We start from the raw sequence: 13,541 nt of genomic DNA on the forward strand, positions 1-13,541 counted from the left end.
TAGTCCCAAGGGCCGCGGCTGGCGTTTCGATACTCCGGCGAACAACTGCAATGCGATTGATACGAGGTCGATGCCGAGTTGATACCAAAGCGGCACGGATGGGCCGTCCGCAGCCCCGCCGGGCACGGTCTGGAACCACCCCGGAGACTGGCTGGCGTAGGATTGAAAGCAATCCGAGGCCCGCGATCCTGCGCCCATCCAGCAAGCGGACATCGGAGAAAATCGATGGACATCACCAAGCCGGAGGAGCACAGGCCGCAAGGCCAGCACTATGACAGAATCATTGAACGGGCGGCCCAAGGCCGGCAGCGTTGACACAGGTCCGGCCGAGTTCCCACACTCTGTCCCGGGCGCCCGGACGGAAGTTGTCATCTTCGACAACTCGGATCAGATGGTTCAGACCCTTGGCAGCCATGACGAGGCGTTGCGCTACATCGAAGCCCAGTTCCCCGGCGTCGACTTTCATGTGCGCGGCAACGAGCTCTCCTTCAGCGGACCGTCGAGCGATGTTCCCCGGATCATGCGGCTTCTGGAAGAAGTCCGCGGCCTGGTCGGCAAGGGGACGGTCATCACCCCGGACGTGCTGCAGCAACTCGTGTCACTGTTGCGCAGCCAGTCCCTGCAAAACCCCGTGGAAGTCCTGACCCACAACATCCTTTCGAGCCGCGGGCGCACCATCCGCCCCAAAACGCTCAACCAGAAGAACTATGTCGACGCCATCGACGACAACACCGTCATCTTCGGGATCGGTCCTGCGGGCACCGGCAAGACGTACCTCGCGATGGCCAAAGCCGTTCAGGCACTGCAGCTCAAGGAAGTCAGCCGCATCATCCTCACGAGGCCTGCCGTCGAGGCAGGAGAGCGCCTCGGCTTCCTGCCGGGAACGTTGAGCGACAAGATCGACCCGTACCTGCGTCCTTTGTATGACGCCTTGCACGACATGATGGACCCGGAATCGATCCCGCGCCTCATGGCTGCCGGGACCATTGAGGTCGCGCCGCTTGCGTACATGCGCGGCCGCACGCTCAACGACGCGTTCATCATCCTCGATGAGGCCCAGAACACCACCGCGGAACAGATGAAGATGTTCCTGACCCGCCTGGGCTTCGGCTCCAAGATGGTTGTCACGGGTGATATTACCCAGGTGGATCTGCCCTTCGGCGCCACCTCCGGTCTGCGCATCGTCCAGGAAATCCTCAACGGAATCGACGGCGTGAACTTTACGATGCTGGACGCTTCCGACGTCGTCAGGCACCGGCTCGTCGCCGACATTGTGTCCGCCTACAGCAAATGGGATGAAAAGCACCGGGTGCGTGCCCAGCACACGCCGATCCACGACAAACGGGGAGAACACCGATGAGCATCGAGGTCAACAACGAGTCCGGCGTCCAGGTGGACGAAGCACAATTGGTGACGCTTTCACGCTTCATCTTCGAGCGCCTCTACATTCACCCCCAGGCCGAACTTTCCATCCTCCTGGTGGATGAACCTGCCATGGAAAAGCTCCACATCGAGCTCATGGACGAACCCGGCGCTACCGATGTCCTGTCTGTTCCGATGGATGAGTTGACGCCGGGGACACCGGGTAAGCCGGCTCCGCAGGGCATGCTGGGCGACATCGCCATCTGCCCGCAAGTAGCCGAGGTACAAGCGCGCAACGCAGGTCATTCAACGCAGGATGAAATGCTCCTGCTCTGCACCCACGGAATCCTCCACCTGCTCGGTTTCGACCACGCCGAACCGGAGGAAAAGGAAGAAATGTTCGGCCTGCAGCGTGAGCTGCTGTCCGCGTACCTTGGCAAGGACGCCCCCATGGAGACCATGCTGTGACCTCGCTCATCCTGGTCGGGATGGCGTTGGTGTTCCTCAGTTTCGTCGCCCTGCTGACCGCGGCTGAGGCTGCCTTCACCTTCCTGCCGCGGCACGACGCGGAACAAGCCATCGTCAGGAGCCGGGGAAATTCGCTTCGCAGCATCCTCGCCCAGCCTGTTGCGCACATTCGGGCGCTGCGATTCTGGCGGGTCTGGTTCGAGATGGCGGCAGCAGTTGCTGTCGCGGTCGTCATGCATAGCCTCCTCGAGAACGTCTGGCTTGCCGGTTTGGCGGCGACGGGCATCATGGCCGTCATTGGTTTCGTTTTGGTGGGCGTCTCGCCCCGCCAACTCGGACGCGCCCACTCAGGCGGCGTGGTTCTCTACTCGGCCCCGCTCATCAGGTTCCTGTGCTGGATCCTGGGTCCCATTCCGGGCTGGCTCGTGAGGATCGGCAGCGTGGTGGCACCCGGCGCGCCCAGCGGCGATGAAGCATTCTTCAGCGAGGAAGAATTCCGTGAACTCGTCGACAGGGCCACGGAATCGGACATGATCGAGGACAGCGAGGCCGAACTCATCCAGTCGGTCTTCGACTTCGGCGACACCCTGGTGCGCTCGGTGATGGTTCCTCGAACGGACATTGTGAGCATCGAGTCCGGATCCAGCCTGGAGCAGGCCATGGCGCTGTTCCTGCGCTCCGGGTACTCAAGGATCCCTGTTATCGGCGAGAACGCGGATCAAATCCGCGGCATTCTCTATTTGAAGGACGTTGCTGCCGCATTGCACCGCCCGGAACAACCATCAGTGCGCCAGGACGTTGATGCCATAGCCCGCGAGGCACGTTTCGTTCCCGAATCAAAGCCTGTCAGCGACCTCCTGAGCGAGCTGCAGCAAGAGTCCACGCACGTGGCGGTAGTCATTGACGAATACGGCGGCACCGCCGGGCTGGTGACGCTGGAGGACCTCATTGAGGAAATCGTGGGGGAGATCGTGGATGAGTACGACTCCAACGATGCGGAGGTCACCGACTTGGGTGATGGCACGTACCGCGTCAGTTCACGGATGAGCATCGACGACCTCGGCGAACTTTTCGACATTGACCTCGACGACGACGAAGTGGACACGGTGGGCGGCCTCCTGGCCAAGACCCTGGGCAAGGTGCCGATCGTGGGCAGCGCGGTGGAGGTGGACGGGATCTCCTTGAAAGCCGATAGGCTGGAAGGCCGGCGAAACCGGGTCAGCCATATCATTGCGGCAGCCATTCCAAAAGAAGACACTGACCTTGAAGACCTTCTCGACGAGGCCGACACAACGCAACAGGGAGTTCCACGTGAGCAAGCACAATAAGAAGTTCGACGCCGATCAGGACTTCGGCGGCTTCCACGCAGGTTTCTCGGTTCTTGTCGGCCGTCCCAACGCCGGCAAGTCCACCCTCACCAATGCTCTGGTCGGCCAGAAGGTGGCCATCACCTCGGCAAAGCCGCAGACCACGAGGCACACGATCCGCGGCATTGTCCATCGGGAGGACGCCCAACTCATCCTCGTGGACACTCCGGGCCTGCACCGCCCGCGCACCCTTCTTGGCAAGAGGCTCAACGATCTCGTCGCGGACACCCTCTCCGAAGTGGACGCCATTGGTTTCTGCCTGCCCGCCAACGAGAAGATCGGACCGGGCGACAAGTACATTGCTGCCCAGCTCGCCGCCGTCGGACGCAAGCCGATCATCGCACTTGTCACCAAGACCGACCTGGTGGACCGCCAGGCCTTGACCGAGCAACTCCTGGCTGTGGCCGCGTTGGGCCGCGAAGTCCTCGGCGAACAGGGCTGGGCAGATATCGTTCCGGTTTCCGCGACCGACGGCTTCCAGGTCAGCACGGTTGCCGACGTCCTCATCGGCCACATGCCTCCTTCTCCGCCTCTCTACCCGGACGGTGAACTCACTGATGAACCGGAGGCCATCATGGTCGCCGAACTTATCCGGGAAGCAGCGCTGGAGGGCGTCCGCGATGAGCTTCCGCACTCCCTGGCCGTGGTGGTGGAGGAAATCCTGCCCCGCGAAGGCCGCTCCGAAGACAACCCGCTCCTCGACGTGCGGGTCAATTTGTACGTTGAACGCCCGTCCCAGAAGGCCATCATCATCGGCAAGGCCGGAAGCCGGCTCCGCGAGGTCGGAACGAACGCCCGCAAGGGCATCGAGGCCCTTTTGGGAACCAAAATCTACCTCGACTTGCACGTGAAAGTGGCCAAGGACTGGCAGCGCGACCCGAAGCAACTCGTGAAGCTGGGATTCTAAGCGCTGGGGAATTTCCCAGTTTGGGCCCGTAAAATGGTCCGAATCCCATTTTCCGAGGAAAGGTTGAGCGAGTCGTGCGACGTCGCGCTGCACGCGTTCAGGAGCCCGGCACCATTGGTGCCCCCGGCGCTGCACGCCACGGGGAAGCTCCCGGCACCCCCCGCCACATGAATGCTCCGAAGGGTCTGCCGCTCTGGCTCAAGGTCACTGCCGTGACTGTGTCAGTGCTGTTGGTCGCCGGTATCGCTTTCGCCGCCTACTGGGTCATCCGCTTGCAGTCGAACATCAGCAAAGCACCATTGTCGGCAGGCGCTCCCAGGACCGGGGCCGCCGCAAACGACGCCACGGACCGCTTGCAGATCCTCATCCTCGGGTCCGACACGAGGGACGGGAAGAACTCGCAATACGGTTCAACGCAGGACTCCACTGGTTATGGCCAGTCGGATGTCATGATGCTGCTGGACATTTCGGCGGACAACAAGAGGGTGAGCCTCACGAGCTTTCCGCGCGACCTCCTCGTGAATGTTCCGAAGTGCACCGATCCCAAAACCAATACCGTCTATGAAGCCCATTCCAACGTCATGATCAACTCGGCCATGGCAGAAGCCGGGATCGGTTGCGCCGTGGACACAGTGAACAAGCTCACGGGACTGCAAATCGATCACTTCATGATGGCCGACTTCAACGCCGTCAAGGAGCTGTCCAACGCCGTCGGCGGAGTCAACGTGTGCGTGAGCGACGCCGTCTACGACCCCGATTCCGGGCTCCGGCTCCCCAAGGGAACATCGAGTGTCCAGGGGGAACAGGCCCTGGCCTTCCTCCGGACCCGCCACGGTTTTGGCGACGGAAGTGACCTCGGCCGCATCCAGGCGCAGCAGGGTTTCCTCTCTTCGCTGACCCGGAAGATCAAGTCCGACGGCACGCTGGGCAATCCGCAGAGCCTGCTGTCCATCGCGGATGCCGTGACAAAGAACCTGACCGTGGATGAAGGCCTGGCGTCCGTCCAGTCGCTCCTGACCATCGGGAGCCGCCTCAAGGACGTTGACTTGTCCAAGGTCGCGTTTGTCTCGGTTCCCACCCAGCCCGCCGCCGTCGATCCCAACAGGCTCGAATTGGTTCAACCGCAGGCCTCCCAGCTCTTCGCCGCCATGCGCGCTAACCTTGACCTGACCACCCCGGGGGCTACCGCCACTCCATCGGCCAGTCCCTCGCCCGCGGCGTCGGGCACCCCGTCCAGCAGCACGGCGCCGGCGCCGAGCGCTCCAGCTGTTCCCGCCTATGACAAGGCCCTTCAGCCAGTGACCGTTGCCGACGGAACAGGCATCGCCTCCCGCGGCCAGGAGATCGCCGCCGCCCTGGTTGGCGGCGGATTCACGAAAGCCGCACACTTCCTTGCGGTCGCCGTGCCCAAGACCGTTGTCTACTACGGGGCCGGCTATGCCGACGTCGCGCCGGATGTCGCGAATCTTCTGGGGATCCCGGCCTCGCAAGTCGAACTATCCAAGGGTGTGGTCGGAGTCCAGGTCTATATCGGCAGCGACTTCAATTCCGGGACCAAGTACGGAGTTGCCTCCGTTCCGTCCGACGTCGTCAAGCAGACCGCAGGCGACGTGAAATGCCAGGCTGTCAACCCGGCACTCATCGCGAGGTAGCAACACAGGAAACACCCGCTGCCTACCAGATACTGACGCGGTCCTCAGGCGACAGCCACATGCCATCCCCGGCTTCCACCGCGAAAGCCTCATGGAACGAGTCCAGGTTCTTGGCGATGGCATTGGTCCGGAACTCGTTGGGGGAGTGCGGGTCCGTGGCGACTCGCCGGATGGCTTCCTCAGGACGGATGACCTGGCGCCAGCCGGCAGCCCAGGACATGAAGAAGCGCTGCTGGCCGGTCAGGCCTTCGAGAACGGGCGGTTCCGCACCATCAAGGCTCAGGAGGTAAGCCTTGTAGGCGATGGTCAGGCCGCCCAGATCGCCGATGTTTTCGCCGAGCGTGAGCTTCCCGTTGACCTTGTGCTCCGGAGCGGCATAGGGGGCAAGGGCGTCGAACTGGGCCACGAGCTTCGCCGCCAGTCCTTCGAAAGCCTTGCGGTCTTCCTCGCTCCACCAATTCCGCAGCGCTCCGCTTCCGTCGAACTGGGAGCCTTGGTCGTCGAAGCCATGGCCGATTTCATGCCCGATGATGGCGCCGATGCCCCCGTAGTTGACCGCGTCGTCGGCCTCCGCCGTGAAGAATGGTGGCTGCAGGATCGCAGCGGGGAAGACAATCTCGTTGAGCATCGGGTGGTAGTACGCGTTGACGGTCTGCGGGGTCATGAGCCACTTGTCGAGATCGACCGGCTTGCCGACCTCATCGAGGTGACGGTCGACGTCGGCGTTGTGCGCCCGCTCGACGTTCCCCAGAAGATCACTCGGATCAATGTCGACGGCGGAATAGTCGATCCACTTGTCCGGGAAACCAATCTTGGGCCGGAAGGCCTCAAGCTTTTTCAGCGCTTCAGCCTTGGTGTCCTCGCCCATCCAGTCGAGCGCCGTGATGCTCTGGCGGTAAGCCTCGATCAGTTTGGCGACCAGCGTCTGCATCCTGGCCTTGTAACCTTCAGGGAAGTGGCGCTCCACGTAGATCTGGCCTACCGCCTCGCCAAGGGCGGCTTCGACGACGGCGACTCCGCGCTTCCAGCGGTCCTTGTTCTGCGGTGTGCCACTCAGGGTGGTGCCGTAGAAATCGAAGTTTGCGTCCACGAACGCCGACGAAAGATAGGGGGCGGCGGCATTGAGCACACGCAGGGCGAGCCACTCCTGCCACGTGGCAAGGGACTCGAACTCGACGAGGGCGGACGCGCCGGTGAAGAAATCAGGAGTACTTACCACCAGCTCGGTGAATTTGTCTCCTTCAATCCGGGCCGAATCGAACCACGAGTCAAGGTACGGGAACAGTTCACGGCCCTCCTCCGCGGTCTTGAGGTTGTAGGTCTTCTGCGGATCGCGAAGGGTGACGTTGTCCCAGTGGTGCGAGGCAAGGGCTTTTTCAAGGGCGACAACGCGCGCGGCGGCATCCTCTGCGTCGGGAATGCCTGCCAGGCCGAAGAGTTTGGCGACGTATTTCGCATAGGCGCTGACAATGCCTTCGAACTTCTCGTCCCGATAGTACGACTCGTCGGGAAGGCCCAGGCCGCCCTGGCCGATGTACAACAGGACCCGCTCCGGGTTCCCGGCGTCGGGAGCGGGATAGATGGAGAAGAGGCCGGAAACATCCGAGCGGAACAGCCGTCCGGTCAGGGCAACCACTTCGGCCGGCGAAGAAGTGGCAAAGACCCCCGCGAGCCGGGCACGGATAGGCTCCATGCCTTTGGCCTCGGTGGCTTCTTCGTCCATGAAGCTGTTGTAGAGCCCGCCTACTTTGCGTTCGATGCCGCTGGCGTCCTCGCCCTTTGCGGCAGCCTCCTCGATGATCGCTTTGACTGCCAGTTCAGCGCCATCCCGCAGCGCGGTGAACGTTCCCTCAAGCGGGCGGTCGTCGGGGATGACCGTCGACTTCAGCCACGCCCCGTTGACGTGCTGGTAAAGGTCGTCCTGCGGCCTGACGCTTTCATCGATGTTGGACAGTGTGATCCCCGACTGTGGCACAAGAACTCCTTCGGACGACGAGCGGAACCGGCTCACCGCCGTTACCGCGTCTGCATAGTGGACGTTGCTTCTGGTATTGCATTGTCATCATACGCACCCGTGTTACTGTGAAATGGTGCGTGCAGGAATGCTTCTCCTTAGCTGCCGCGGCGGGGCCTCGTAGGCGATCATTCGCTAGGCCAACCCTCGCTGCGGAGTTAGCTATGCCCGGCCAATCTTCCATCAAAGATTAAGAGAAAAGGCCCCTAAGTCATGCGCAACGCACAAAAGCCCTCCGGAATGCCCATTCATCGGTACCTGCCTTTCCAGGACCAGATCAGTGTCGAGCTGCCGGACCGCACCTGGCCGGACAAGGTCATCACCAAGGCTCCGCGCTGGTGCGCTGTGGACCTCCGTGACGGCAACCAAGCCCTGATCGACCCCATGAGCCCGGCCCGCAAGCTGAAAATGTTCCAGCTGCTGGTCAAGATGGGCTACAAGGAAATCGAAGTCGGCTTCCCCTCCGCTTCGCAGACCGACTTCGACTTCGTACGGCAGCTCATCGAAGGCGGCCACATTCCGGATGACGTCTCCATCCAGGTCCTGACCCAGGCGCGTGAACACCTGATCGAGCGCACCTACGAATCGCTCGTCGGCGCCAAGCAGGCCATCGTCCACCTGTACAACTCCACGTCGGTCCTGCAGCGCCGCGTCGTGTTCAACCAGGACGAGGACGGCATCCTGGACATCGCCCTCCAGGGTGCCCGGTTGTGCAAGAAGTACGAGGAAACCCTCACAGACACCCACATCACGTACGAGTACTCGCCCGAGTCCTTCACCGGAACCGAGCTTGAGTACGCAACGCGTGTTTGCAACGCAGTCGCCGACGTTTTCGAAGCGTCCGCTGACAAGCAGGTCATCATCAACCTGCCCGCCACCGTGGAAATGGCCACACCCAATGTCTACGCCGACTCCATCGAATGGATGCACCGGAACCTGCATCCCCGCGACGGCATCATCATCTCCCTCCACCCGCACAACGATCGCGGCACGGGCGTTGCCGCCGCAGAGTTGGGCTACCTGGCCGGCGCCGACCGTATCGAGGGCTGCTTGTTCGGCAACGGCGAGCGTACCGGCAACGTGGACCTGGTCACCCTGGGCCTGAACATGTTCGTCCAGGGCGTCGATCCGATGATCGACTTCTCGGAAATCGACGAAGTCCGTCGGACCGTGGAGTACTGCAACCAGTTGCCCGTCCCCGAACGTTCCCCGTATGGCGGCGACCTCGTGTTCACGGCATTTTCCGGTTCGCACCAGGACGCCATCAAGAAGGGTTTCGAAGCCCTCGAGAAGGACGCCGCCGCGGCCGGCAAGGCCGTGGACGACTTCACGTGGCAGGTTCCGTACCTGCCGATCGATCCCAAGGACCTGGGCCGCAGCTACGAGGCCGTCATCCGCGTCAACTCGCAGTCCGGCAAGGGCGGCGTGGCGTACCTGCTCAAGAACGAGCACAGCCTGGACCTGCCGCGCCGGGCACAAATCGAATTCTCCGGCGTCATCCAGCACCGCACCGACACCGTGGGCGGCGAAGTCAGCGGTGCCCAGTTGTGGGCAATGTTCCAGGACGAGTACCTGCCGGCCAGCACGGCCGATGGCCAATGGGGACGCTATTCGCTGGGTTCCATCCGCACGGAGACCGATGAGTCCGGCGAGCTTACCCTGCATGCGGCCCTGCGCGTTGACGGCACGGTAGTTCAGCGAACCGGCACGGGCAACGGACCGATCGCGGCCATGCTGGACATCTTGCGTCAAGACGGCGTGGACGTCCGCGTCCTGGACTACACGGAACACGCCCTTTCCGAAGGTGGCAGCGCCTCCGCGGCCGCTTATGTGGAATGCGCCGTTGGCGAGCGGGTCCTCTGGGGTGTCGGTATCGATCCCAACACGAGCACCGCGGCGCTCAAGGCAGTCATCTCTGCCGTCAACCGCGCCATCAGGGCTGTCCGGGCATAGCCATTTGCCGTGCGGCGCCGTCAACACGGCGCCGCACGGCTCCGCCGGACCCGATAAGGCCCGGTGTGGTGCGAAGATTAACTGTGGCCAATCCTTCGTCGTTTGCAGCGCGGTCCTATCGGGACGATGCCGTAGTGCTGCGCACCCACAAGCTGGGCGAGGCGGACCGCATCATCACTTTGCTGACAAAGCACCACGGACAGGTAAGGGCGGTTGCCAAGGGCGTACGCCGAACCAGTAGCCGGTTCGGGGCCCGGCTGGAGCCGTTCATGGTGGCTGACCTGCAACTCGTTTCGGGCCGCACCCTGGACATCGTCACCCAGGCTGTCGCCAAGGGAGCTTATGGGAGCTCGATCGCTGCCGATTACTCCCGGTACACCGCCGCTGCTGCCATGACGGAGACCGCAGAAAAGCTAACGGACGCCGACGCCGATTCGGGAACCGCCCAATACAACCTGCTTGTCGGGGCTCTTGCCGCGTTGAGCCGTTCCGACCACCCACCGGAACTCATTCTTGACTCCTACCTGCTCCGGGCTTTGGCAACCGGCGGTTGGGCGCCCAGTTTCACGGATTGCGCCCGCTGCGGGGCGCGCGGTCCGCACACCGCTTTCTCCGCTCCCTTGGGCGGAATGATCTGCAACGACTGCCGCCCTCCTGGTTCGCCGGCGCCGGCACCCGAGACCGTCGTTTTGCTGGGGGCGCTGCTGACGGGGGACTGGGCTACTGCGGATGTGTCTGAAACCTTGCATCGCCGGGAGGCCGCCGGATTGGTGGCGAGTTACCTGCAATGGCATCTTGAACGAGCATTGAAGTCCCTCAAACATGTGGAGCGAAGCTGAAAGTGGCACTGGGAAAAAAGAAGACGGCAACGGCGCGGACCACCCCGGTGAGGGCCCCCTACCACCATCCCTCTGGCGCCAGGCCGCCGGCCATCCCTGCCGAACTGGTACCGCGGCACGTGGCCATCGTCATGGACGGCAACGGCCGCTGGGCGAACCAGCGCGGCCTCCCGCGCATCGAGGGTCACAAGGCCGGGGAGCCGGCCCTGTTGGATGTGATGGCGGGTGCGATCGAACTGGGCATCAAGTACGTCAGTGTCTACGCATTCTCCACCGAGAACTGGCGCCGTTCTCCTGAAGAAGTGCGCTTCCTCATGGGATTTAACAAGGACGTGCTACGTCGGCAGCGCAACCAGCTTGATGAATGGGGCGTGCGGATCCGCTGGGCCGGGCGGCGGCCCAGGCTTTGGGGTTCCGTCATCAAGGAGCTCGAGGAAGCCGAGGAGTTCACGCGCGGCAACGACACGTGCACTTTGACCATGTGTGTTAACTACGGCGGCCGAGCCGAAATCGCCGATGCCGTGGCCGCGATTGCGCAGGATGTCGCTGATGGCCGACTGAAGCCCGGCTCGGTCACCGAGAAGACCATCCAGAAGTACCTCGATGAACCGGACCTTCCGGATGTGGACCTGTTCCTGCGAAGCTCCGGTGAGCAGCGCCTCTCGAACTTCCTCTTGTGGCAATCCGCCTACGCGGAATTCGTCTTCATGGACACGCTATGGCCCGACGTCGACCGCAGGACTTTGTGGGACGCCGTCGAGATCTATGCCAAACGGGACCGCCGCTACGGAGGCGCGGTGGACGCTGCGGCACCCCGCTGACCGCGGCGCCGAATTAGCACGAGCGTGCTGCGAAACCGCTCAGTCCGGATAGGAAGCCAACCAGATGGCTACGTCCCTGTAGGCCTGCTGACGGACGGTACGCCGTGACAGGAACACATCGTGGAGTGCACCCGGATAGCGGAATACCGCTGTCCGGCGCCCGAGGCCCAGCGCCCGGCGGGCGGTCTGTTCGACGTCGATCACGGCGTCGACGCGCATGAGCTCCGCGGTCCACTCAGCCTGGATCCGGGTCCGGCCGGAGAGCAGCACGAGCACCGGCGCGTCAATATTGAGTTTGCGTTCGACGGCGGAGTGGCCCGCCAGGACTGCCTTTGTCCACCCTGCGCGGATCGGGAAGGAAGCCCGCGGCCTCCATTCCGGATCAAGGGTCCACTCGCCGTGGGCCAGGTTGCTCACGCTTTCCCAGTAAGCCGGCATCTCCGGGAAACGGAAAGGACGCTTGGGGTCGGTGCGCGCAAACGGCTCCACCACGTGCATCGCGATGCTGCGGATCAGGCTGCTGCCCTGGAGTTCCAGCCACGGCGAATTCAACGTCAGGGTGGCAATGCGGCCCGGATTCCGGTCAGCCCACAGCGCCGCGACCAGGCCGCCCAGCGAATGGGCCAGGAGGTGGATGGTAGGTGCCTCCGCGCTACCCGTCAGCTCGGCGATATCCCGCTGGATGGCCTGCAGGGCGGCGTCGAGGTCTTCGTCATAGACCGACAGGTCGGTGGTGTAACCGGGAGTCTGGCCCGGCCGCAGGCTCCGCCCGAATTTGCGCAGGTCAAGCGCATAGAAATGGAACCCGGAGGCGCCCAGGAACTCGGCCAGTTCCGTCTGCATGAAGTAGTCGGCCCAGCCGTGGAGATACAGCACCACCCTCGGCGGCCCCTTGGTGACGGGGACGTCGCTCCGGCGCCGGCGTCGAGTGAATGCCGTCAACGCATCCAGGAGTCCGTGCGGCACCGATGGTGCGGCCGCCGGGCGGACATGTCGGACGAGGGTGGCGCAGACCGGCCCCTCCTCGTCCGCTGGAAGTTCGAGCTCCAAGGCCTCGAAACCACCGCCCAGAAAGTCCTGTTGCCAGACCGGCAACCCCAGTTCCGTAGTCATGGCGTTTCCCCCGCTTGTCCAAGCTCGCGGCGCGCCGCGGGATCCGTCCGTGGCCCGTTGGTGATGTACCCGTGAATCCAACGCGCAAGCCTGTCGTAGGCATCGGCCCGCACCGGACCGGCCGACAGGAACACATCGTGGAGGCCGCCGTCCACCCGTTCCAGGGTGACGGTCCGGCCAAGGGTCATGGCACGGACGGCCATGGTGTTGACGTCCAGGACGGCGTCCGAATGCCGCATGGACTCCTGCCAGACCATGCCGTTGGCGCTCGCCCCGGAAATCAAGACCAGGATCGGGATATCTATTCTCAGCCCTCGGGCCACCCTCGTGTGGCCGCTGAGGACTGCACTGAGCCAACCTGCCCGCATGGGGAAAGCCAAAGGCGGCCGGTATTTGTCGTCGAGGAGCCATTCTCCCTCGGCCGAGCTGCTGATGCTGCGGTAATAGAACCCCCGTTCGGGCAAGCGCAGGATGGTCTTGGGCCAGAACCGTGCGAGCGGCTTCACCATGGTCTGGGCTGCGCGGCGGACCACGGAGCTTCCATGCATTTCAAGCCATGGACTATTGAGTACCAGGTATTGGACGGAGCCCGGATGGCTGCTGACCCACAAAGCGGCTACGAGGCCTCCGGTTGAATGCCCCATGAGGGTCAACGAGCCGGGCTCCCGGCCAAGCTGGTCTCCGGAGCGGATCATGTCAATGGCTTTGCTGATTTCGGCGTCGTAGTCGTTCAGGTGCTCAACGTAACCGCCTGGCGTGCCTGCCTGCAGGCTGCGCCCATGGTTGTGCATGTCCAACGCGTAGAAATGGAAGCCTTGTTCCGTCCAGAACTCTGCCAGGGCGACGTTGAAGAAGTAATCGCTCCATCCATGCAGGAACAGGACCGCGCGGTTGGCCGGCGGGGGAGAATCACCGGGACTGCCGGCGCCCTGGCGCGGGACATGGCGGACCAGCGTTGCGCGCCGGACAACTCCGTCGGGTCCAGCCGCCTCGAATGCGTAACTTTCGAAGTCCGCACCGAGGATATCGGTCTGCCACTCCATGG

Annotated in this window: 11 protein-coding genes; 8 read left to right on the top strand and 3 right to left on the bottom strand. The window is 63.2% G+C overall.

The features are described 5' to 3' along the window. Positions 1 to 271: 271 nt before the first annotated feature. The 5 genes from ABH924_RS02520 (at position 272) to ABH924_RS02540 (ending at position 5,756) form a co-directional block, all read left to right on the top strand. Entirely contained in the window at positions 272 to 1,360 is a 1,089-nt protein-coding gene (locus tag ABH924_RS02520) for a PhoH family protein (RefSeq protein WP_234749230.1), read from the top strand. Beyond that, positions 1,357 to 1,830, top strand: coding sequence for an rRNA maturation RNase YbeY (gene ybeY, locus ABH924_RS02525; protein WP_404496651.1), 474 nt, complete (start codon positions 1,357 to 1,359; stop codon positions 1,828 to 1,830). The genes ABH924_RS02520 and ybeY overlap by 4 nt, the downstream gene beginning before the upstream one ends. Continuing rightward, entirely contained in the window at positions 1,827 to 3,158 is a 1,332-nt protein-coding gene (locus ABH924_RS02530; protein ID WP_404496653.1) for a hemolysin family protein, read from the top strand. The genes ybeY and ABH924_RS02530 overlap by 4 nt, the downstream gene beginning before the upstream one ends. After that, entirely contained in the window at positions 3,142 to 4,104 is a 963-nt protein-coding gene (era, locus tag ABH924_RS02535; protein ID WP_234749232.1) for a GTPase Era, read from the top strand. The genes ABH924_RS02530 and era overlap by 17 nt, the downstream gene beginning before the upstream one ends. A gap of 74 nt (positions 4,105 to 4,178) precedes the next feature. Further along, positions 4,179 to 5,756 carry an LCP family protein gene (locus ABH924_RS02540; RefSeq protein ID WP_404496655.1) on the top strand — a complete coding sequence of 526 codons (1,578 nt, stop codon included), beginning with the start codon at positions 4,179 to 4,181 and terminating at the stop codon, positions 5,754 to 5,756. 22 nt (positions 5,757 to 5,778) lie between these two features. Here ABH924_RS02540 and ABH924_RS02545 read toward each other — a convergent pair whose 3' ends face one another. After that, on the bottom strand, positions 5,779 to 7,731 hold the full coding sequence (locus ABH924_RS02545) for a M13 family metallopeptidase (protein WP_404496657.1): 1,953 nt from the start codon (positions 7,729 to 7,731) through the stop codon (positions 5,779 to 5,781). Between the two features lie 252 nt (positions 7,732 to 7,983). Here ABH924_RS02545 and leuA point away from each other — a divergent pair, with 252 nt between their 5' ends. The 3 genes from leuA (at position 7,984) to ABH924_RS02560 (ending at position 11,383) form a co-directional block, all read left to right on the top strand. After that, positions 7,984 to 9,723 (top strand): 2-isopropylmalate synthase, encoded by a 1,740-nt coding sequence (leuA, locus tag ABH924_RS02550; RefSeq protein WP_404496658.1) that lies wholly within the window; start codon positions 7,984 to 7,986, stop codon positions 9,721 to 9,723. An 83-nt stretch (positions 9,724 to 9,806) separates the two neighbouring features. Beyond that, the gene (recO, locus tag ABH924_RS02555; protein WP_404496959.1) at positions 9,807 to 10,562 is read left to right on the top strand and encodes a DNA repair protein RecO; all 756 of its coding nucleotides are present in this window, start codon (positions 9,807 to 9,809) and stop codon (positions 10,560 to 10,562) included. Between the two features lie 2 nt (positions 10,563 to 10,564). After that, positions 10,565 to 11,383 carry an isoprenyl transferase gene (locus tag ABH924_RS02560; protein WP_234749237.1) on the top strand — a complete coding sequence of 273 codons (819 nt, stop codon included), beginning with the start codon at positions 10,565 to 10,567 and terminating at the stop codon, positions 11,381 to 11,383. A 39-nt stretch (positions 11,384 to 11,422) separates the two neighbouring features. Here the strand turns inward: ABH924_RS02560 and ABH924_RS02565 are convergent, their stop codons facing one another. Then, positions 11,423 to 12,496, bottom strand: a complete 1,074-nt coding sequence (locus ABH924_RS02565) for an alpha/beta hydrolase (RefSeq protein WP_404496660.1) — start codon at positions 12,494 to 12,496, stop codon at positions 11,423 to 11,425. Continuing rightward, entirely contained in the window at positions 12,493 to 13,539 is a 1,047-nt protein-coding gene (locus ABH924_RS02570) for an alpha/beta hydrolase (RefSeq protein ID WP_404496662.1), read from the bottom strand. Before ABH924_RS02570 ends, ABH924_RS02565 begins: the two co-directional genes overlap by 4 nt. Positions 13,540 to 13,541: the final 2 nt, after the last annotated feature.

The organism is Arthrobacter sp. GAS37, from assembly GCF_044908325.1.
GTDB classification, from domain to species: domain Bacteria; phylum Actinomycetota; class Actinomycetes; order Actinomycetales; family Micrococcaceae; genus Arthrobacter; species Arthrobacter ramosus.